A 20,600-nucleotide genomic window follows, 5' to 3' on the forward strand; every position below is an offset into this window, starting at 1 on the left:
TCCTGGATCTTCGGCATGCGTGTCATGCCGCCGACCAGAACGACTTCGTCGATCTGGCCAGCCACGAGGCCGGCATCCTTGAGCGCTGCCTTGCACGGCTCGATCGTCCGCTGCACCAGATCCTCAACGAGGGTCTCGAACTTGGCACGGGTCAGCTTCATGGTCAGGTGCTTGGGACCGGAAGCATCCGCCGTGATGAACGGCAGGTTGATTTCGGTCTGCGAGGCGGACGACAGCTCGATCTTGGCCTTTTCGGCAGCTTCCTTGAGGCGCTGCAGGGCGAGCTTGTCGTTCTTCAGGTCAATGCCCTGATCCTTCTTGAACTCGGTCGCCAGATAGTCGACCAGGCGCATGTCGAAGTCTTCACCGCCAAGGAACGTGTCACCGTTCGTCGACTTCACCTCGAAGACGCCGTCGCCGATCTCCAGCACGGACACGTCGAAGGTGCCGCCGCCAAGGTCATAGACCGCGATGGTCTTGCCTTCGGTCTTGTCGAGGCCATAGGCGAGCGCAGCCGCAGTCGGCTCGTTGATGATGCGCAGGACTTCAAGGCCGGCGATCTTGCCGGCGTCCTTGGTCGCCTGACGCTGGGCGTCATTGAAATAGGCCGGGACGGTGATCACCGCCTGGGTGACCGTCTCGCCAAGATAGCTCTCGGCGGTTTCCTTCATCTTCTGCAGGATGAAGGCAGAAACCTGCGACGGAGAGTACTTGCCGCTGTTGGCAGCGACCCAGGCATCACCGTTGTCGGCCTTGACGATGTCGTATGGAACCAGGCCCTTGTCCTTGGCCACGGTCGGGTCGTCATAGCGGCGCCCGATCAGGCGCTTGACGGCAAACAGCGTATTGGTGGGGTTGGTGACCGCCTGGCGCTTTGCCGGCTGGCCGACCAGACGCTCGCCGTCGTCGGTGAAGGCAACCATCGAGGGCGTGGTGCGTGCACCTTCCGAATTCTCGATGACCTTAGCATCCTTGCCGTCCATGACGGCGACGCACGAATTCGTCGTGCCGAGGTCGATACCGATGACCTTTGCCATTTTATCCTCTCTTTCCAGCAAACCGGATGGACCCGCTACGGCGTCGATCCGGCCCCTTTTCACGATGAGCCTCCGGCCTCTTGGCCGGGGACACGCTCCCCGTATCCTGATGACGTTTTGTTTCTGCCTTGGCGGAGAAAACCTGCTCCAGGACCGGATAGCGCGTGGCTTGATCGCTATATAGGTTGAGGCGTGAAGTGCCGCAAGGCACATGCCAATGTTGTTCGCCCGCACAGCATGTGGTGGGTAATCCTTCGCAAAGCGTTACCGGATTGGTGCAAACGCCTTGCGGAACTGCAAAGGCCACAACTCGGTCAGACTTGCACAAGCCCCAGTGCTGCAGGGCTCCCAGAGAAGGCGATGCAGGATGAGGTCGAAGGGAACGGAATCATGACGCCAGATAAGGCTGTCGCAACGCAGCGGCGCAAGGCTGCTCTGCCCCAGGGCTTTCGCCACCTGCCCGGACGTTTAGACCGCCAGGCACAGGAAGCCCTGGTCGCAGAGTTGCGGATCATCATTGCCGAGGCACCGCTGTTCACGCCGGTCATGCCGCGAACCGGAAAACCGTTTTCGGTGCGCATGAGCAATTGCGGCTCGCTTGGCTGGGTTTCGGATGTGCGCGGCTATCGCTACCAGCCGATGCATCCCGTGACAGGTCGCCCCTGGCCGGCGATGCCATCCGTGCTGACAGACATTTGGGCGGAACTTGCCCCCGACGCGCCACCGCCCGAAGCTTGCCTCATCAATTTCTACGGCGAGGATGCCCGGATGGGCCTGCACCAGGACCGGGACGAGGCAACCTTCGACGCGCCGGTGCTGTCAGTCTCGCTGGGCGATACGGCGCTGTTCCGTATCGGCGGACTTGAGCGGAGTGATCCGACGTTGTCACTGAAGCTGTCGTCGGGTGATGTGGCCCTTCTCGGCGGCGCAGCCCGCCTCGCCTTCCACGGCATCGACCGGCTGTATCCGGGCACGTCGACCCTGCTCAAGGATGGCGGGCGGATCAATTTGACGCTTAGGCGCGTGACCAAACCAGAAAAGACTTAATCTTCAAGATCGGCGTCGGGAGCAAGCATGTTTGGCGTTGTTTTCTGAGAGGTTGGTCTCTTTATCCCGGACTGCAGGCCGTCGATGTGTTCAAATAAATCGTCGCGAACAGATTGCCACAATGGGTCTAAAATAAACTCAACACCTTCTCGCCGAGCTAATTTTGCTGCAGGCACAAAATCGCTGTCTCCCGATACAAGTATGATTGTTTGAGCTTGTTTTTTTAGAGTAATTGAAGCGATATCCAAGCCAATTCGCATATCGACGCCTTTTTGACGTAGACCTAGGTGAACATCTTGAGGGTCAATTTCTCGCCATTTGATTTGAAGTTCGCGGGCCTTTTTAAGTTGCTCAGGTTGGAGCGCGAATTGACCACTTTCATCAAATATTAGCCCCTCGATCCAAGCCTTTGTATCAAGGATGCGTTTGATTTTTCTAGGAGGCAGAGACCAATCCCCCTCTTTGATCACTTCGCCAAGCCTTAAAGCAACCTTGCGTTGCTTTCGCAAAGCATCGAACAATGCACGTCGCCATTGTGCTTGATCAGTTTTATCAAAGTCTATACGTAAATTTAAAAGTGGATGGTGGCTTATTCCACTGAATGGATTAGCGTCATAAAAGAAAATTCTGTAAACACGACCAATCCAGTCGTTACTCTTGCACCCAGTCAAGCTGATAATGTGAGATCGACATAAACTTTTTAGAAGGATGGCGACTTTTTCAGGATTCTCAATTTTATCACTGTCGACAAGCGTTTTTATTCGCTTGAGGAAAAAAACCACCGTCAATCAAAATAGCAATTTTGTCCAAGAAGCACCCAAAAAAAAGCCCCAAGCTTTCGGCCTGCCCGAGAATTCTACGGCGGCGTACTCCTCTTGGGGCGGATACGAGAAAGATGAGTCGAACGTACGAAACTGTCAAATGATTTTGTGCTAATGACTGATAACTTTTGGACATCGCTCGTAGAGTGGAGCGTACCAAGCTAAGCCTCAGGCCCACGCCTTCAACGCCAGCGCCGCCAGCGCAATCGCGATGATCCAGAGCGCCACCCGGCCGGAGCGGTTGTGCCGGGCCTCCGAGCGGCCAATGGCATCGGCGGTCTCGGCGTCGAAGCGGAAGCCCTTTTGGGCCATCCGCTCCATCTCCTGCGACAGGCGGCCGATGCGGTCGGCGAAGATCGGCAGATCGGTGGCGATGCGCCCGAGTGCGGTCAGGCCGGTGCCGAGATCACGCAGCCGGCCCACGGGGCCGAGATTGCCGGCAATCCAGTGCGAGACGACAGGTTCTGCCGTGCGCCACATGTCGAGGCGCGGGTTGAGCGTGCGCGCAACGCCCTCGACGACGACCATCGTCTTCTGCAGCATGATCAGCTGCGGCTGGGTGCGCATCTGGAACAGTTCGGTGATCTCGAACAGCTGCGTCAAAAGGCGTGCCATTGAGATTTCAGAGGCATCGTGGCCATGGATCGGCTCGCCGATGGCGCGGATTGCCTGGGCGAACACATCCACGTCCTGGTCGGCCGGAACATAGCCGGCCTCGAAATGCACTTCGGCCACCCGGCGATAGTCGCGCGTGATGAAGCCATAGAGGATTTCGGCCAGGAACCGGCGCTCGGACCGGCCAAGGCGCCCGGTGATGCCGAAGTCGACGGCGACCAGCGTGCCGTCCGGCTGAACGAAAAGGTTCCCCTGGTGCATGTCGGCATGGAAGAAGCCATCGCGCAGGGTATGGCGCAGGAAGCTCTGGATCACATTGGCGCCAAGCGCCTCCAGATCCATCCCGTCCTCGGTGATACCGGCGACGTCGGAGAGCTTGCGTCCGTCGATCCACTCCATCGTCAGCACGCCCTTGGCGCTGCGCATCCAGTCGACGGCCGGCACCCGGAAACCGGGATCCTCAGCAGTGTTTTCGGCCATTTCCGACAGGGCGGCCGCCTCGAGACGGAAATCCATCTCGAGCGCAACGGAGCGCGCGAGCGTATCGACCACAGCGAGCGGACGCAGCCGCCGCGCGGCCGGCACGAACCGCTCCGCCAGCCGGGCGACCAGATAAAAGCTCTGCAAATCGTTGTTGAACCGCCGCGCCACATCCGGGCGCAGCACTTTCACGGCCATCTTGCAGACCGAACCGTCAGGCTGGCGCACCAGGGCCGGATGTACCTGCGCCATCGAGGCGGCGGCGACAGGCTCGCCGAACTCGACATAGATCTCGTCGATCGGCCGCATCAGCTGCTCGGCAATCTGGGCGCGGGCCTCTTCCTGCGGGAAGGCGGGCAGCCGGTCCTGCAGATGCGCCAGCTCTGCTGCAGCTTCCTTGCCGACCACATCGGCGCGGGTTGCCAGAAACTGCCCCAGCTTCACATAGGATGGCCCAAGCCGGTTCATCGCGTCCGACAGGCGCAGCCGTGCGCTCTTGTCCTTGACCGAGCGGCGCTCCAAGAGGCGCGCAAGCCGGATGGCAAGCCGCGGCCCGGCCGGCAGGTCAGGCAGGTTCACAAGCCCGAAAACTCCCTCACGGGCGAGCACGAAGCCGGCCTGCATCAGCCGCAGGGTCGGGCGGATCAACTGCGCCATCGGATCAGAGTTTCCAGCCCGAATGCAGCGCAGCAATGCCGCCAGTGTAATTGCGGTAGGTGACCTTTTCGAAGCCGGCCTCGCGGATCATGTCGGCAAAGCGTTCCTGGTTCGGGAACTTGCGGATGGATTCCACGAGATACTTGTAAGGGTCGCCGTCGCCGGTCACAGCCTTGCCGATGGCCGGGATCGCGTGGAACGAGAAGGCGTCATAGACCTTGTCGAGCATCGGCATCTCGACCTCGGAGAACTCGAGGCACAGGAACCGGCCGCCACGCTTCAACACGCGGTGGGCCTCCCGGAGCGCCTTTGGGATATCAGGGACATTGCGGATGCCAAAGGCGATCGTATAGGCGTCGAAGGTCTTGTCCGGGAAAGGCAGGACTTCGGCGTTGCCCTGTGTAAAGGTGATGAAGGGCGACAGTCCGGCTTTGTCCGCCCGGTCCTGGCCGACCGACAGCATCGAGCCATTGATATCCAGCACGACTGCCTCGACTTCACGGCCGGAGCGTTCGACGATGCGCGTCGCGATGTCACCGGTGCCACCGGCGACGTCCAGGACGCGCCAGTCACGGCCAGGCGTGTGCGGCGGTGCCAGGACCGACACCATCGCGTCTTTCCAGAGCCGGTGCAGGCCACCGGACATCAGGTCGTTCATGATGTCGTAGCGGTTCGCCACCTTGTGGAACACGTCGTTGACCATGCCCTGCTTCTCACCTTCGCGCACGGTGCGGAAGCCGAAGCTGGTGGGCATCTCGCGGGGATCGCGATGGCCGGGGTAGGCGGCGCCTGCCGCAGCGGTCTCGTCAGTCATGCAGGTCTCCTTGGCCACCGGATAAGACGGCGGCCCGGGTTCGGTTCGGCGGGACCATAGTACAGCCCGCGTGCCGGCGCTATTGTTGCCCCGGTCCTCAGTCCTATGTCATGCGTCTCATATAGGCGAGGCGGCTTGCCCGCCTAGCGATTTTTCAGGGAAGCGCAAGCCCCATGCCCGAGTTGCCGGAAGTCGAAACCGTTCGCCGCGGCCTTGCGCCGAGCCTTGAAGGCGCGCGCGTCGTCAAGCTGGAATGCCGCCGTCCGGACCTGCGGTTTCCGTTCCCTGACCGCTTTTGCGAGCGCGTCGAGGGACGACGTGTCGCAGCCCTGTCCCGCCGGGCCAAGTATCTGCTGGCCGACCTCGATGACGGCGAGGTACTGGTGATGCATCTCGGCATGTCCGGCTCGTTCCGGGTCGAGGATGCCGAAGACAGCCACTTGCCCGGTGACTTTGCCCATGCCCGTTCGAAGGACGAGAAGCACGACCATGTCGTGTTCCATCTGTCGGCACCGGGATCCGACAGCGACGCAGCCGTCGCCCGGATCGTCTACAACGACCCGCGCCGCTTCGGCTTCATGCAGATGGTGCCAAGGGCGGGGCTGACCTCGCATCCCCTGTTCGCGGCCATGGGGCTGGAGCCACTCGGAAACCGTCTCGATGGCGACGTGCTGGACGGCCTCTTTCGTGACAAGCGGACGCCGTTGAAGGCGGCGCTTCTCGATCAGCGCCTGATTGCCGGCCTCGGTAACATCTACGTTTGCGAGGCGCTGTGGCGCTCAGGCCTATCGCCGCAGCGCGCCGCCGGCGACATCTGCGGACCGCAGCGCGGGCGCAGGGCACTGCGCGAGAAACTGGCCCTGTCGATCCGCGAGGTGCTGGAGGAGGCGATCCTCGCCGGCGGCTCGACATTGCGTGATCACACCCAGACTGATGGAACACTCGGCTATTTCCAGCACAGTTTCGCAGCCTATGGCCGGGAGGGCGAGCCCTGCCGCACGCCGGGCTGCGGCGGCACCATCGAACGCATGGTGCAGTCAGGCCGCTCCACCTTCCACTGCCCGACCTGCCAACGATAGACGCCTCAGCCAAAGAGCTGGCGTCACCGCCCGTTCGCTTGCACGCCCGAATGGTGTCGGATACCCCTTGAATGACACGCCCGCGTGCCGATTTTCGGAACGCGACCAAACGGCATTCAGCGCTTGCCGGCAGATCGGACGTCGATCGCCTGCATGCGCTTCAAGCGGAGGATCCCGATGGCATACGAGAACATCCTGACCGAAAAGCGTGGCAAGGTTGGCATCATCACCCTCAACCGTCCAAAGGCACTGAACGCTTTGTGTGCCGATCTGATGGCCGAAGTTGCCGCTGCCCTTGATGCCTATGAGGCGGATGAGCGCGTCGGCTGCGTCATCATCACCGGATCGCAGAAGGCTTTTGCGGCCGGGGCGGACATCAAGGAGATGCAACCCTTCGATTTTGCCAAGGCGTATATGGGCGACCTGATCACGCCATGGGACAGGGTTGCGCGCAACCGCAAGCCGGTCATTGCGGCCGTGGCCGGTTATGCGCTCGGCGGCGGCTGCGAACTGGCAATGATGTGCGATTTCATTATCTGTGCCGACAATGCCAAGTTCGGCCAGCCCGAAATCACCCTTGGCGTCCTGCCCGGTGCCGGCGGCACCCAGCGGCTGACGCGGTTTGTCGGCAAGTCCAAGGCGATGGAAATGTGCCTCACCGGCCGGCTGATGGATGCCGTGGAAGCTGAACGTTCCGGCCTTGTCTCCCGCGTCGTGCCGCTGGACGACCTTATGGAAGAGGCGATGAAAGCTGCCGAAAAGATCGCGGACTTCTCGATGCCAGTGGTCATGATGACGAAGGAAAGCGTCAATCGGGCCTATGAGACAACGCTTGCCGAAGGCATCCGCTTCGAGCGTCGCATGTTCCATGCCGCCTTTGCCACCGAGGATCAGAGCGAGGGTATGACGGCCTTCATCGAGAAGCGGGCGCCGCAATTCCGCAACAAATAACGCATGGTCGGGCGGGTTTGGCATTGACGGTTTCAGCCCGCCCGACTATAAGCCTCCCCCAATCGGTGGCATCCAGCGTGCCGCCGAATTCGTTTGACGCGGAGCTTGATCGGACCTAAAGGTGCGCGCTCCGATGTTGATCGGGTTTTTAGTTTCACACTCGGACCAGGATTGAGCCAATGGCCAACACTCCCTCGGCCAAGAAGGCGGCCCGCAAGATTGCCCGCCGGACGGCTGTTAACAAGACACGCCGCAGCCGCATGCGCACCTTCCTGCGCAAGGTCGAGGAAGCGATTGCTTCCGGCGATCACGCAGCTGCAACCGCAGCATTCCAGGCTGCGCAGCCGGAGCTGATGCGCGCTGCCTCGAAGGGGGTCGTTCACGCCAACACCGCCTCACGCAAGGTGTCGCGTCTCAACGCACGCGTTAAGGCTCTGAAGGCCTGAGACAAGCTCCAGAAGCCTGTCATGAACCCGGCCCGAAAGGCCGGGTTTTTTGTTAGCCGACGCGCCTGAAAGAATTGCCATCCGGCTAAGTTCCTACCTTCCAGCCACCCAGAGACAGCGATCCGGTCTGCCATATTTTTTCCATATATATCATACACTTATCGATATGTTGGAAAAGACGTATGGCCCTATGCCGGATTCGGTTTGAGTCAAGCCGGAGATGGGAATTTTTTTTGGTCCGATGACGCCAAACCGCATCGCCGGATAAGCACCGCGAAAAGACGTTGAGTCAAAACGGATTTGCTCCGGAGAGGTGGTTGGGGGTCAGGCATTTGACGCTGCGATAGGCCGAATGTGTCGGTTTTTGTTAACGAGTCGCTGTTGCTCCCTACCTAGGGCCTGTGTATGTTCAGTCCATCGGGGCAAGCTCGAAACTAAATAAAAAATTACACAGTGCATGGACCAGAAAATGATCACCACGACTTTCTTGGAAACCCCTCCGCAAGTATTCGGGTATTGCTTGGCTAAGTCGCTGGTCATTGTCAGTTTCATCAGTGCGAGCTCTTAAGCCTACTCAATAATCTCCTCAGCTTTGGTATCGACACACCGCAGCGGTCAGACGTTGCGAAGGGGGCATCTTGTCGAATTCTATGGCTTATGCCGGAGACGTTGACGTCGAAACGGCTTATCAGGCGGTGGCATCCAACCCGGACGCGGTTCTGGTTGACGTGCGTACCCGGGCAGAATGGACCTTTGTCGGCGTGCCGGATCTGCGTGCTGTTGGCAAAGATGTCCTCACGGTCGAATGGCAGGGCTTTCCTGCTGGGACCGCCGTGCCGGATTTTGTCGAGACGCTGAGTGGCGAGCTTGCCCGGCGTGGCCTGGACAAGGCCGCACCGATTTACTTTCTCTGCCGGTCCGGCGCGCGCAGCATGAGTGCGGCGATCGCCATGACCAGTGCGGGATATAGCCCGTGCTACAACATAGCCCAAGGGTTCGAGGGGCCGATGGGTCCTGACGGGCACCGGGGCAGTGTGGCAGGCTGGAAGGCCAAGGGTCTTCCCTGGGTCCAAAGCTAGACCCGTTTCAGTTTCAAAATGGTAGGTCGGCGGGGCGGCATAAGCTGCGTCCCGCGCAGGATCTGTCGACTTGAATTTCTATCGCCGTTTCAACACGGCGACATAAAACAACAGCCGCTCAGCGGCATACCGAACAAGGCAGCAGGCCCTGGGCTGTGGCGGACCGGGACCTGGCATGACGACGGAGGCGAGGCGACATGCATATCCAACAAGAAGTGGGCTCCGAACAATGGAACCGTGTCAAAACGCGTCTGCGCGCCGAGCTTGGGGATGATGTCTTCAGCAGCTGGTTTGCACGTGTGGACCTGGAAGAAAACAGTGACGGGACCGTGCGTCTGTCCGTTCCGACCCGGTTCCTGAAGCAGTGGATCCAGTCGCACTACCGCGACCGGCTCGTTGGTCTTTGGCAGCGTGAGTGCGAGAACGTGCACCGCATCGAACTGACGGTTCGTGGTGCAGCGCGCCCGCGTCCGGTCGAAATGCCGATGGCCAGCAGTCTCCCGGCTCCGACCCGTTCCGTGGTCGCCCAAGCTGCGTCCGAATACCGTCCGATCACCCTGAACGAGCCCAATTCCGTTGCCGCAGCGCAGGCAGCAACTGCCGCCCTTGCCCGGGCCGAGGCCGACAACTCCGCCCGCGACGTGCTGCAGGGCGCAGCACTCGACCCGAAATACACGTTCGAGACCTTTGTCGAGGGCGACTCCAACGGACTGGCATTGGCTGCGGCCAAGCAGGTGGCGGCCGGCGGCGCGGTCACCTTCAACCCCCTGTACCTGCATGCGTCTGTCGGTCTCGGCAAGACACATCTGATGCAGGCTGTTGCCTCGAAGGCACGCGCGTCGGGCCGCAAGGTGCTGTATCTGACCGCCGAGCATTTCATGTATCGCTTCGTGGCGGCCCTGAAGGCCCAGTCCGCGCTGGCCTTCAAGGAAACCCTGCGCACCATCGATCTTCTTCTGATCGACGACATGCAGTTCCTGCATGGCAAGCAGGTGCAGCAGGAGTTCTGCCACACGCTGAATGCGCTGATTGACGGTGCACGCCAGGTGATTGTCGCCGCTGATCGCGCGCCTTCAGAACTCGACACCCTGGATGACCGCGTCCGCTCGCGTCTGTCGGGTGGCCTGGTGGTCGGTATTGCCGAGCCGGATTTCAGCCTGCGCCGCAACATCCTGTCGGCCCGCGTCACCAGTACCCGCAAGTCCTATCCGAACTTCACGGTTCCGGACACGGTGCTGGATTATGTCGCCCGTCATGTCGTCTCATCCGGCCGCGACCTTGAAGGGGCGCTGAACCGTCTGGTGGCGCATAACCAGCTGACCAACCAGCCGATCACGCAGGATATGGCGGAACTGACCCTCCGCGACCTGATACGCTCGAGCGAACCGCGCCGGGTGAAGATCGAGGACATCCAGCGGATCGTTTCCAAGCACTATAACGTGACCAAGGCCGATCTTCTGTCGGCGCGCCGGACCCGCACCATCGTGCGCCCGCGCCAGATCGCGATGTATCTTGCAAAGGTGATGACCCCGCGTTCGCTGCCGGAAATCGGTCGTCGCTTTGGCAACCGCGATCACACCACCGTGCTGCACGCCGTGCGCAAGATCGAGGAACTGGCGCGTGCGGACGTGACGCTGGCGCAGGAGATCGAACTGCTGAAGCGCATGCTCGACGCATAAGGTGCGTTGCGTGAATATCGGCAACAAGAGGGACGTCCATACGGGCGTCCCTCTTGCTTTTGCGCTGCATTAAGGGCACGTTCGGTGCCCGTCCCGCGCCAGCGGGGCTAACTGTATCCAGCGCCGGAACAATCACGGCCAACGAGTACATGGACGAAATGTCATGAAAGCCACCCTCGAACGGACCGACCTCCTCAAGTCCTTGACCCACGTTCACCGGGTTGTCGAGCGGCGAAACACCATTCCGATCCTGTCGAACGTCCTGCTGCGCGCCGAGCACGGCGTGTTGAAACTGAAGGCGACCGACCTTGATCTTGAGGTCGTTGAAACTGTTCCGGCAATAATCGAGGCCCCGGGCGCGACCACTGTGCCGGCGCACATGATCTATGACATTGTGCGCAAGCTGCCGGATGGTTCCCAGGTCGTACTGGAAACCAACAGCGACGGCACGACACTGGAGCTTCGGGCCGGTCGCTCGCGCTTTGCGCTGCAGATGCTGCCGGAAGCCGATTTTCCCGATCTGACCGCCGGTACCTTCCCGCATCAGTTCACCCTGACGGCAGGCGCCATTCGCAAGCTGATCGATACCACCCAGTTCGCGATTTCGACCGAGGAAACCCGCTACTATCTCAACGGTATCTATCTGCACGCCGTAGCCGGTGCCAACGGCGAGATGGTCCGGGCCGTGGCGACGGACGGGCATCGTCTGGCGCAGGCCGAGGTGCCGGCACCGCAGGGCGCCGTCGGCATGCCGGGCGTCATTGTGCCGCGCAAGACCGTCGGCGAAATCCAGAAGCTGCTGGAAGACCGGGATGCAGAAGTGACCGTGGAACTGTCAGAGACCAAGATCCGCATCACCAACGGCATGGTGGTCCTGACATCCAAGCTGATTGACGGAACGTTCCCCGACTATGGCCGTGTCATTCCGCAACACAACGACAAGGAACTCCGTGTCGATCGCGACGAGTTCAAGGAAGCCGTTGACCGTGTGTCGACGATTTCCTCCGAACGGGGTCGCGCGGTGAAGCTCTCGCTGTCGGAAGGGCGGCTGGTTCTCGCCGTCAACAATCCGGATTCCGGCAGTGCCACCGAAGAACTCGCCGTCGAGTATGATTCCGATCCGATGGAGATTGGCTTCAACTCTCGCTATTTGCTTGATATCGCAGCACAATTGTCAGGTGACACGGCCCTTTTCCGCCTGGCAGACTCCGGCTCGCCGACACTGGTTCAGGATCATGCCACCGAAGACTGCCTGTTCGTGCTGATGCCGATGCGCGTCTGACCTTCCGTGCATACGGCCAGAGCCAGGTGAGGAGCGATGACGTCCCCGGCTCCGGTAGCCATTGAACGGCTGCTTCTGACAGATTTTCGCAACTACGCCCGGCTGGCGCTCGTTCCCGCCGGGCGTCTTGTTGCGCTTGTCGGGAACAATGGCATTGGCAAGACCAATGTGCTGGAGGCGATCTCCCTCCTGTCTGCCGGGCGCGGCCTGCGCCGGGCCGCCTTGTCCGAGATCGCGCGGCGGGATGGCCCTGGTGCCTGGGCGGTCGCGGCCACGCTGAACGGCCCCCTTGGCGACGTGCAGATCGGCACCGGTTACGCGGGCACGGAAAGTGGTCGACGCGTGCGTATCGATGGCACCGAAGCAAAATCCTCCGAAGCGTTGCTCGAACACGTGCGTGTGCTGTGGCTGGTGCCGGCGATGGACGGTCTGTTCACGGGACCAGCAGGTGACCGGCGGCGCTTTCTGGACCGCTTGACCCTCTCCATCGATCCTGCCCATGGACGTCGGGTAACCGATTTCGAAAAGGCACTCAGCCACCGCAACCGGTTGTTGGATAGCGGGGGTTCCGCCGCCTGGCTTGACGCCGTGGAGCAACAGCTTGCCGGTCTTGGCCTGGCAGTTGCTGCCGCGCGGCGGGAGACCGTCAGCCTGCTGCAAGGCCGCATCAATGCCCAGGCCAGCCTCGGCCTTCCCTTCCCCTGCGCCGGCCTGTCACTGGAGGGTGAGTTCGAGCAGGCCGCAAGCGGCCTTGCGGCCAGTGATCAGGAAATCCTCTTGCTACGCCAGTTGCGCGAGGGCCGGAGCCGGGACAAGGCTGCGGGCCGCACCTTGAGCGGGCCCCATCGGACTGATCTTGCCGTGTTGCATCTGGCCAAGTCGATGCCAGCGGGCCTGGCCTCGACCGGTGAGCAGAAGGCTTTGCTCATCGGTCTCATCCTTGCCCATGCGGATCTGACAGCGGCGATGTCCGGCCTGACCCCGGTCCTGCTCCTCGACGAGGTCGCGGCCCATCTCGATCCGGGGCGCCGTGCCGCGCTGTTTTCCCGCCTCGTCGGTCTCAACTGCCAGGTCTTCATGACGGGAACCGATGCCCATCTCTTCGCCGACCTGCCTGAGGGGGGCGAGGTCGTGCCTCTTGCCGAACGGTAGATTGCCGCCTCAACGGGATGCCCAGACGGCGGGGCCCCGAAATGGCCTGAATTCCGTGGCTTTATCCACCTTGACCCACCGTGATCCCTGTCCTGAACCCGGGTTTGGTTGAACCTTCGGACCAGTGCCGTATAAGGGGATCCAGACATTCTTGACCGATTGGTGACTGATTCGCATGAGCGACACCCCGACCCCCGAGAACACCGCCGCCGCCACGGCCGCAGCCGAACAGGAATACGGTGCCGACAGCATCAAGGTGCTGAAGGGGCTTGATGCGGTGCGCAAACGTCCGGGCATGTACATCGGCGACACCGATGACGGGTCCGGCCTGCATCACATGGTCTATGAGGTGGTTGACAACGCCATCGACGAAGCCCTGGCTGGCCATGCTGATCGCGTCACTGTGACGCTGAACGCCGATGGTTCCGTCACCGTGACGGACAACGGCCGCGGCATCCCGACCGACATGCACCAGGAAGAAGGTGTTTCGGCAGCCGAAGTCATCATGACGCAGCTGCATGCCGGCGGAAAATTCGACCAGAATTCCTACAAGGTCTCCGGCGGTCTGCATGGTGTTGGCGTGTCGGTGGTGAATGCGCTGTCGTCCAAACTGGAACTGCGCATCTGGCGCGGCGGCAACGAGCACTTCATGCGCTTCCGCCACGGCGATGCTGAAGCCCCGCTTGTCGTGGTTGGTCCTGCGAATGGCCGCAAGGGCACAGAGGTGACCTTCCTGCCCTCACCGGAAACTTTCACCCATATCGAGTTCGATTTCGCCACGCTGGAACACCGACTGCGTGAACTGGCCTTCCTCAACTCCGGCGTCCGCATCCTGCTGACGGACAATCGCGGTGTTGAGGAGAAGCAGGTCGAGCTGTTCTATGAGGGCGGACTAGAGGCTTTTGTCCGCTATCTCGACAGGGCCAAGCACCCGCTGCTGGAAGCTCCGATCACCATGATCGTGGAGCGAGACGGCATCACCGTCGAAGCGTCGATGTGGTGGAATGACAGCTACCATGAGCAAGTGCTCTGCTTCACCAACAACATCCCTCAGCGCGACGGCGGGACCCATCTTGCCGGCTTCCGTGGCGCGCTGACCCGTCAGATCACCGGCTATGCCGAAAGTTCCGGCCTGATGAAGAAGGAAAAGGTCTCGCTCACCGGCGACGATTGCCGAGAGGGCCTGACCTGCGTCCTGTCCGTCAAGGTTCCGGATCCGAAGTTCTCGTCGCAGACGAAGGACAAGCTGGTCTCCTCCGAAGTCCGTCCGGTGGTGGAAAACGCCATCAACCAGGCGCTGTCGGAGTGGCTGGAAGAAAACCCGGGCAAGGCCCGTGCCGTCGTTGGCAAGGTCGTGGAAGCCGCCTCTGCCCGCGAAGCAGCACGCAAGGCGCGTGAGCTGACCCGCCGCAAGGGGGCCCTCGACATCGCCTCGCTGCCAGGAAAGCTGGCAGATTGCCAGGAGCGCGATCCGGCGAAGTCCGAACTGTTCCTCGTCGAGGGTGACTCGGCCGGTGGCTCGGCAAAGCAGGGCCGCCACCGTGAGCGCCAGGCGGTTCTGCCGCTGCGCGGCAAGATCCTCAACGTCGAGCGCGCCCGTTTCGACAAGATGCTCTCTTCCAACGAAATCGGCACGCTGATCACGGCGCTTGGCACCGGCATCGGCAAGGAAGAGTTCAACGTCGACAAGCTGCGCTACCACAAGATCATCATCATGACGGACGCCGACGTCGACGGCGCCCATATCCGCACCCTGCTGCTGACGTTCTTCTTCCGTCAGATGCCGGACCTGATCGAGCGCGGCCACATCTATATTGCCCAGCCACCGCTCTACAAGGTGAAGCGTGGCCAGTCCGAGCAGTATCTGAAGGATCAGACAGCGCTCGAAAACTACCTGATCAGCACCGGCCTGGACGACACGTCGCTCAGCCTTGCCAATGGCGAAGTGCTTATGGGGGCGGATCTGCGCCAGGTGGTCGAGACGGCACGCAGCATCAGCGGCATCCTCGACGGCCTGCACTCCCGCTACGACCGGTCCGTGGTCGAACAGGCAGCCATTGCCGGCGCCCTCAACCCGGAAGTGCTGCACAATGTTGAAAAAGCGCAGGAGGCAGCAGCCTATATTGCGCGCCGGCTGGATATTCTCGCCGATGAGTTCGAGCGAGGCTGGTCAGCTGAAGTCCGTGATGACGGCAGCCTCGTCTTCCGCCGCATCGTCCGCGGTGTGGAAGAAGTTGCAAGCATCGATGCGGCCCTGCTTGGGTCGTCCGATGCGCGTCGCCTGGATGCGCATGGTGCCTATCTGCGGGAGATCTACGGCAAGGCCGCCACGCTGCGGCGGAAGGATCAGGAACACGCGATCCGAGGTCCGCAGGCCCTGCTCTCGACCGTCTTCGCAATCGGTCGCAAAGGCATCAGCCTGCAGCGCTACAAGGGTCTCGGCGAGATGAACCCGGAACAGCTCTGGGAAACCACGCTGGATCCAAACGTCCGATCCCTGCTTCAGGTGCGTGTCCGCGAGGCTGACGACGCCGATGATATCTTCACCAAGCTGATGGGCGACGAGGTCGAACCGCGCCGCGAGTTCATCCAGGATAATGCGCTGAGCGTCGCCAATCTCGACGTTTGATCCGCATGACTACCAATGTTTTCAAGGCCCTGCCGACTATCCCGGCGGGGCCTTTTGCTATTCAAGTCGCACGCCTCGCGACAAGCTACGTGACGAATATCGCCAGCAGGCAATTGACACATTGCCCCTCTATGCATAGAGGTAACACATGCCTAGAACCTCGATGCTTCCTACCCCGTTGCCCGACTTGACCGACCGGACCTACTGGACCGGAACGATCAAGATGAGCCTATCCAAGCTGTTTATTCTGCGGGCCCTGTTCGAGGCGCCTGCCCATGGCTACGAGATTGCCCGCCGTGTGGCGGACATGACCAAGGGCTGCTGCTCGCCAACGGAAGGCACCGTCTATCCGGTGCTGCGCGACTTCGAGATCGGCGGCTATGTCACTCGTGCCGAAGAGGTTGTCGGCGGCCGGACACGCAAGATCTACACGCTGACAGCCAAGGGTCGTGATGCCCTCAAGACAGCACTGATTGCCTGGGCGGAGGCCAGTCGCGCACTCGAAAGCGCATCTCGCGACCTGTTCCCAGGGGCTACCGGGCCGCACGCGCCGCAGGATTCCTGCTGTTCCCCCTCCACCGTGACCGACACCGGAGTGTCTTCTTCATGAACTTTCCAACAGCGGCGACCTTACGACGGTCCGCCAGCAGCCGGCATTTCATCACCGGGCTTGGGATCGGCCAGATCACGAGTTGGGGCACCCTCTATTACTCCTTTCCGCTCGTTGGCGAGGCGATGGGGCTGGAGCTTGGCTGGAGCAAGCCGGATATCTTCCTGGCCGCAACCATCGGCTTGTTGCTGGCGGCTCCTGCTGCCTATCCGATCGGCGTCCTGATCGATCGGGGCTATGGCCGGCTGATCATGTCCGGCGGGTCCCTGCTGGCCGCAGCGGCCCTGCTTGCCTGGTCGCAGGTGCAGACACTGCCGGTATTCTATGCCCTGCTGGCCGTCATTGGCGTGCTACAGGCCGCCGTTCTCTATGAACCGGCCTTTGCAGTGGTTGCGCGGCGTGTCGGGCCGGCAAAGGCACGCAATGGCATCACCACGCTGACCTTCTGGGGCGGATTTGCCAGCACGGTCTTCATTCCGGTGGTACAGCTCCTGATCGACGGTCTCGGCTGGCGCGGAGCCCTGATGGTTCTGGCGCTTATGAATCTGCTGATTGCGGCACTCTATGCGCTGGTTATCGATCGCCAACAGGATCTGAGCGAGCCCGCACAGGCAAATCTGGCTGTTGCGCCAGCTTCCGCAGGTGCCGGCCCGGCGCAAGGCCAAACCGGTACCCGACCCGTGCGAGACGCCTTGCGGCAACCGGTGTTCTGGCTGCTCGGTCTCGCCTTCACCGCGTATGCAGCGACTTTCTCGGCTTTCACCTTCCATCTCTACCCTCTGTTGCTGGAGAAAGGCCTCTCCGCAGCGGGCGTCGTAACTGCCATGATGATGATCGGTCCGGCGCAGGTTGCCGGCCGCCTGATCATCTGGCGCCTGGCGGCCGGCGCCTCTGTGCGGGTCATCGGCTGCCTTATTGTTGCACTGTTCCCGCTCGCGTTGTTGGGCATCGAAATGCTGCCGGCTACACTCCTGTCCGCCATGGCAATGGTTGGCCTCTATGGTCTTGCCAATGGCATCATGACCATCGTGCGAGGCATGGCTGTGCCGGAGATGCTGTCACGCTCCGCCTATGGCGCGCTGAACGGGGCGCTTTCGCTGCCAGGCACCCTGGCCAAGGCGCTTGCCCCGGCCGCCGCAGCGCTCCTGTGGCAGGCGAGTGGCTCATATGATGCCGTGCTGCAGGCGGCCCTTGCAGGATCACTGTTGCTTGTTGCCTGCTTCTGGGCCGCAGCTTTCGTCAGCCGCAATGCGGAGTCCGCCGCCTAACCCGCCGCCCACGGCGCCGGTTCCGCGAAGTGATAGCCTTGGCCGAGCGAAATGCCCAGTTCTGTCAGGGCTTTCACCGTATCGCGGTCCTCCACGAATTCGGCAATCAGGTCGATCCCGAGTTCCTGCGCGACACAGATGATGCCGCGCAGGACAGCATGCTGCACCGGATCGCTGACGATTGAGCGCGTGATGGTTCCATCGATCTTGAGCCAGTCAAGCTCAAGCCGGCGCAAATGGGCCGTCGTCGGCCAGCCGCCGCCAAAGTCGTCCAGCGCCACCTTGCAGCCATGGCGTTTCAACAGCGCCACCATGCGGGCCGCTGCCGGCAGGTTGCGTGCGACCGAGACCTCGGAGAGCTCGAAACACATGCGCCCGGCCAGATGCGGCCGCTCAGCCAACCGGCTGTCGAGATAGGCCTGAAACTCGCTGTTGGCGAGGCTTTGTGCGGACAGGTTCAAAGAGACGGGCACCCCGGTTGGGTCGGCAGCAAGCCGGTTGAGGACCGTATCCAGCACCCAGCGATCGACGGAGGTCATCAGGCCGTGCCGTTCCGCCGAAGCGATCATCGCCCCCGGCCGCAAGAGCCGGTTTTCCTCGCCTTTGACCCGCAGCAGCAACTCCGTCATCACCGGCGCACCGCTGACCATGTCGAACACCGGCAAGGCAAACAGGTGCAGTTCGTCTTCCGCAAGCGCCCGCTCAACCCGCGCCACATTGCCAAGGTCTTCCCGCCGGCTTGCGAGCAAGTTCTCGCCGACCTTGAAGTGGCGGACCTGGCCGCCACCGGTCGCCTTGCCGGTGAGGCAGGCGTCGTCGGCCCAGTGCAAGACATCGGCTGCGGTGGCGTTCATAGTCCGGATGAACTGGCGGTCGAGAACGGCGATCCCGACGCTGCAGCCGATGCGGAAGCTGGCTCCGTTCCAGTCCAGATGCAGGGTCTCGACGGCGGCCATGATCTGCCGGGCAAGGCGGCCCGCCTCATCCTCATCCGCGCTGTAACGCACAACGGCGAACTCATCACCACCAAGCCGCGCGACGGTTCCGTTGTCGCCAACCAGGTCCCGCAACTGATCCGAAATCTGGCACAGCAGGGCATCGCCGGCCGCATGTCCCCCCCGGTCATTGACCGCCTTGAAGTCGTCCAGGTCCAGGGCCAGCAGGGATATACCGCCCGAAATGCCGGTTCGTGCCTTTGTCAGCTCGTCTTCGAGCACTTTCTGGAAGGCGCGTCGGTTGGACAGCCCGGTCAATGGATCCTCCATCGCCAGCCGTTCAAGCTCCCGTGCGCGGGCGGGTAACTCGTCCTCCTGGCGCAGCACCAGAAGCACGCCGTCGATCGTTCCCAACTCCCCCCTGAACGGGCGCAATACCCCCTGCAGGTCGTGCTCCGAAGACACCGGCAATGTCGGCGTCAAGGACCGATCGCCTGGGGCATCCCACATCAACGCCCGAAGGGCATGGCGCGGCAAGCTCACGCGCTCGCTGCGGCCTTTGAAGGCACGCGCCAGCGGCTGCTCCAACTGGCAGGCGAAGGCCGTGGCTCCAAAAATTTCGCTGAGATGCCGTCCCTGGACCCGTTCGATCACCCCCCGAGCCTCGAACCGCTCCGATCCTGATGGCAGGCCGTCCCGGACACATCCGTCGGCACCGATCAGCCAGGCCTGGTCGGCAAGCGCCAGGAAAGCCTGCTCGGCCATGCGCAGCCGGGTGCGGATCGGCCCGTCCTCGGCCAGGTCGCGGATTTCCATCAGAAGGCCACGCGGCGCAGCGCCCGGTACACCGGACAGCGGCCGGCATTGCACATGCGCGTAGATGGTCCGGCCTGTCCGGGCGATGAACATTCCTTCGGTCGTGGTCGGAGCCCCGGCAAGAGCGGTGTCGATCACTGGACGCAACCGGCGCATGGCGGTCTTGGCAAACAGGGCTGAGAGCTCAAGTCCGGCAATGCTCGCCGGCAGTCGGTCAAACAGCACCGCAAAACCGGCGTTCGCTGCGATTACGGCACCCGCAGCAGACAAGACAGCATAGGGAAACGGTAAATTGTGTAAGATTTCTTCGACAAAATTAGGAGCGCCTTCTGCTCCAAGATTCTGTCTGGCATTGTCGGAGCTGAAGTAAATGGAGGCTTCTTCTGTCAATTTCGCGCCCTCGAGACAATGAATTCCTTCGAAAACCCGGAAGTAATCTTGGGTTTAGACAGCATCGATCGCGGATGAGTACCACAAAAGGAGCGCAGGGAATTAGGATTGGTTAAGTTTCCAGAACTCGTTCTGGGGTTTAGGTAAACAGAATTTAAACAATTTCGCTCGGATTCAAGATTTTAGACTTTCGATCTCCAGCATTAGTTTTCGAGTGACCGGACAGGCGCAGGACCGGGCCAATCCTTCCCATCCCGCTGCGTCACAAAATGGCCCGATTGCCGGGGCAACTGCGCTCTTTGGTTCAGCGCAGATCAAGCGCTGGTATAACCCATAGGGGCATTACCCTAGACTTGGAGGATGGTCCAATATTCAGAGCGACCTCGCGCATGATGCGCAACCTTGGTAAGGCAGGCTGCATTCTATCGGTCGGCCTCGGTCTCCTGACCCCGCTTGTGCCGGCCGAGGCTGGCCAGGTCCAATGCGGAATGGCATCCTGGTATGCCCTGACCAGTCGGACAGCCAGCGGCGAACGCGCCAATCCGAACATGATGACCGCAGCGCACCGGAACCTCCCATTCGGGAGCGTGGTAACAGTTGTGAACCTTGATAACGGAAAGTCCGTGAAGGTCCGGATCAATGACCGGGGACCGTTCGTGAAGTCCCGCGTCATAGATGTTACCCGGCAAGCAGCGAAAGAGCTTGGTTTTCTGAACCGCGGCGTGACACGCGTCAAGGTGATAGGTCCCAACGGCGAAGTTACAACCAAGGCTGGTCGCTGTTAACCAATATTACGCCGGCATAGAACGTAGA

The 20,600-nt window shown here is 61.5% G+C and carries 16 protein-coding genes and 1 pseudogene; 12 read left to right on the forward strand and 5 right to left on the reverse strand.

What is annotated here, in order from left to right:
• A pseudogene (locus ACTIFE_RS17150) lies at positions 1 to 1,037 on the reverse strand (Hsp70 family protein); the annotation flags it as partial.
• A 390-nt stretch (positions 1,038 to 1,427) separates the two neighbouring features.
• On the opposite strand from ACTIFE_RS17150, the gene ACTIFE_RS17155 reads away from it, so the two are divergent.
• Positions 1,428 to 2,084 (forward strand): alpha-ketoglutarate-dependent dioxygenase AlkB family protein, encoded by a 657-nt coding sequence (locus ACTIFE_RS17155; protein WP_439530380.1) that lies wholly within the window; start codon positions 1,428 to 1,430, stop codon positions 2,082 to 2,084.
• Here ACTIFE_RS17155 and ACTIFE_RS17160 read toward each other — a convergent pair.
• The 3 genes from ACTIFE_RS17160 to ubiE all read right to left on the reverse strand — a co-directional run bounded on the left by ACTIFE_RS17160 (position 2,081) and on the right by ubiE (position 5,471).
• Positions 2,081 to 2,866 carry an NYN domain-containing protein gene (locus tag ACTIFE_RS17160; protein ID WP_439530381.1) on the reverse strand — a complete coding sequence of 262 codons (786 nt, stop codon included), beginning with the start codon at positions 2,864 to 2,866 and terminating at the stop codon, positions 2,081 to 2,083. The two genes, ACTIFE_RS17155 and ACTIFE_RS17160, sit on opposite strands and share 4 nt — an antisense overlap.
• 207 nt (positions 2,867 to 3,073) lie before the next feature.
• Complete coding sequence (gene ubiB, locus ACTIFE_RS17165; RefSeq protein WP_439530382.1) at positions 3,074 to 4,657, reverse strand: 2-polyprenylphenol 6-hydroxylase; 1,584 nt, start codon at positions 4,655 to 4,657, stop codon at positions 3,074 to 3,076.
• Between the two features lie 4 nt (positions 4,658 to 4,661).
• The gene (ubiE, locus tag ACTIFE_RS17170; protein ID WP_439530383.1) at positions 4,662 to 5,471 is read right to left on the reverse strand and encodes a bifunctional demethylmenaquinone methyltransferase/2-methoxy-6-polyprenyl-1,4-benzoquinol methylase UbiE; all 810 of its coding nucleotides are present in this window, start codon (positions 5,469 to 5,471) and stop codon (positions 4,662 to 4,664) included.
• Positions 5,472 to 5,644: 173 nt separating this feature from the next.
• On the opposite strand from ubiE, the gene mutM reads away from it, so the two are divergent.
• The 10 genes from mutM to ACTIFE_RS17220 all read left to right on the forward strand — a co-directional run bounded on the left by mutM (position 5,645) and on the right by ACTIFE_RS17220 (position 17,646).
• Entirely contained in the window at positions 5,645 to 6,550 is a 906-nt protein-coding gene (mutM, locus tag ACTIFE_RS17175; protein WP_439530384.1) for a bifunctional DNA-formamidopyrimidine glycosylase/DNA-(apurinic or apyrimidinic site) lyase, read from the forward strand.
• A gap of 177 nt (positions 6,551 to 6,727) precedes the next feature.
• Positions 6,728 to 7,501, forward strand: a complete 774-nt coding sequence (locus ACTIFE_RS17180; RefSeq protein ID WP_439530385.1) for an enoyl-CoA hydratase — start codon at positions 6,728 to 6,730, stop codon at positions 7,499 to 7,501.
• 179 nt (positions 7,502 to 7,680) lie between these two features.
• On the forward strand, positions 7,681 to 7,947 hold the full coding sequence (gene rpsT / locus ACTIFE_RS17185) for a 30S ribosomal protein S20 (protein WP_106752746.1): 267 nt from the start codon (positions 7,681 to 7,683) through the stop codon (positions 7,945 to 7,947).
• 650 nt (positions 7,948 to 8,597) lie between these two features.
• On the forward strand, positions 8,598 to 9,026 hold the full coding sequence (locus ACTIFE_RS17190) for a rhodanese-like domain-containing protein (protein WP_439530410.1): 429 nt from the start codon (positions 8,598 to 8,600) through the stop codon (positions 9,024 to 9,026).
• A gap of 197 nt (positions 9,027 to 9,223) precedes the next feature.
• Positions 9,224 to 10,705: a chromosomal replication initiator protein DnaA gene (dnaA, locus tag ACTIFE_RS17195; RefSeq protein WP_439530386.1), complete on the forward strand. Its 1,482-nt coding sequence runs from the start codon at positions 9,224 to 9,226 to the stop codon at positions 10,703 to 10,705.
• A gap of 163 nt (positions 10,706 to 10,868) precedes the next feature.
• Positions 10,869 to 11,987: a DNA polymerase III subunit beta gene (gene dnaN / locus ACTIFE_RS17200; RefSeq protein WP_439530387.1), complete on the forward strand. Its 1,119-nt coding sequence runs from the start codon at positions 10,869 to 10,871 to the stop codon at positions 11,985 to 11,987.
• Positions 11,988 to 12,023: 36 nt separating this feature from the next.
• Complete coding sequence (gene recF / locus ACTIFE_RS17205) at positions 12,024 to 13,139, forward strand: DNA replication/repair protein RecF (RefSeq protein ID WP_439530388.1); 1,116 nt, start codon at positions 12,024 to 12,026, stop codon at positions 13,137 to 13,139.
• Positions 13,140 to 13,314: 175 nt separating this feature from the next.
• Complete coding sequence (gene gyrB / locus ACTIFE_RS17210; protein ID WP_439530389.1) at positions 13,315 to 15,768, forward strand: DNA topoisomerase (ATP-hydrolyzing) subunit B; 2,454 nt, start codon at positions 13,315 to 13,317, stop codon at positions 15,766 to 15,768.
• A gap of 223 nt (positions 15,769 to 15,991) precedes the next feature.
• Positions 15,992 to 16,378, forward strand: coding sequence for a PadR family transcriptional regulator (locus ACTIFE_RS17215; RefSeq protein WP_439530390.1), 387 nt, complete (start codon positions 15,992 to 15,994; stop codon positions 16,376 to 16,378).
• Positions 16,375 to 17,646 (forward strand): MFS transporter, encoded by a 1,272-nt coding sequence (locus ACTIFE_RS17220; RefSeq protein WP_439530391.1) that lies wholly within the window; start codon positions 16,375 to 16,377, stop codon positions 17,644 to 17,646. Before ACTIFE_RS17215 ends, ACTIFE_RS17220 begins: the two co-directional genes overlap by 4 nt.
• Here ACTIFE_RS17220 and ACTIFE_RS17225 read toward each other — a convergent pair.
• Entirely contained in the window at positions 17,643 to 19,787 is a 2,145-nt protein-coding gene (locus ACTIFE_RS17225) for a putative bifunctional diguanylate cyclase/phosphodiesterase (RefSeq protein WP_439530392.1), read from the reverse strand. The genes ACTIFE_RS17220 and ACTIFE_RS17225 overlap by 4 nt on opposite strands.
• Before the next feature lie 488 nt (positions 19,788 to 20,275).
• Between ACTIFE_RS17225 and ACTIFE_RS17230 the strand changes: the two genes are divergently transcribed.
• Entirely contained in the window at positions 20,276 to 20,572 is a 297-nt protein-coding gene (locus tag ACTIFE_RS17230; protein ID WP_439530411.1) for a septal ring lytic transglycosylase RlpA family protein, read from the forward strand.
• The last annotated feature ends 28 nt before the right edge of the window (positions 20,573 to 20,600 follow it).

This window comes from Pannonibacter sp. (genome assembly GCF_051860505.1).
Lineage (GTDB): Bacteria > Pseudomonadota > Alphaproteobacteria > Rhizobiales > Stappiaceae > Pannonibacter.

Coding starts and splice junctions, on each gene's coding strand:
- mutM (WP_439530384.1), top strand. CDS start 5,645: ATGCCCGAGTTGCCGGAAGTCGAAACCGTTCGCCGCGGCCTTGCGCCG.
- recF (WP_439530388.1), top strand. CDS start 12,024: ATGACGTCCCCGGCTCCGGTAGCCATTGAACGGCTGCTTCTGACAGAT.
- dnaA (WP_439530386.1), top strand. CDS start 9,224: ATGCATATCCAACAAGAAGTGGGCTCCGAACAATGGAACCGTGTCAAA.
- ACTIFE_RS17155 (WP_439530380.1), top strand. CDS start 1,428: ATGACGCCAGATAAGGCTGTCGCAACGCAGCGGCGCAAGGCTGCTCTG.
- ACTIFE_RS17215 (WP_439530390.1), top strand. CDS start 15,992: ATGAGCCTATCCAAGCTGTTTATTCTGCGGGCCCTGTTCGAGGCGCCT.
- dnaN (WP_439530387.1), top strand. CDS start 10,869: ATGAAAGCCACCCTCGAACGGACCGACCTCCTCAAGTCCTTGACCCAC.
- rpsT (WP_106752746.1), top strand. CDS start 7,681: ATGGCCAACACTCCCTCGGCCAAGAAGGCGGCCCGCAAGATTGCCCGC.
- ACTIFE_RS17230 (WP_439530411.1), top strand. CDS start 20,276: ATGGCATCCTGGTATGCCCTGACCAGTCGGACAGCCAGCGGCGAACGC.
- gyrB (WP_439530389.1), top strand. CDS start 13,315: ATGAGCGACACCCCGACCCCCGAGAACACCGCCGCCGCCACGGCCGCA.
- ACTIFE_RS17190 (WP_439530410.1), top strand. CDS start 8,598: ATGGCTTATGCCGGAGACGTTGACGTCGAAACGGCTTATCAGGCGGTG.
- ACTIFE_RS17180 (WP_439530385.1), top strand. CDS start 6,728: ATGGCATACGAGAACATCCTGACCGAAAAGCGTGGCAAGGTTGGCATC.
- ACTIFE_RS17220 (WP_439530391.1), top strand. CDS start 16,375: ATGAACTTTCCAACAGCGGCGACCTTACGACGGTCCGCCAGCAGCCGG.
- ubiE (WP_439530383.1), bottom strand. CDS start 5,471: ATGACTGACGAGACCGCTGCGGCAGGCGCCGCCTACCCCGGCCATCGC.
- ubiB (WP_439530382.1), bottom strand. CDS start 4,657: ATGGCGCAGTTGATCCGCCCGACCCTGCGGCTGATGCAGGCCGGCTTC.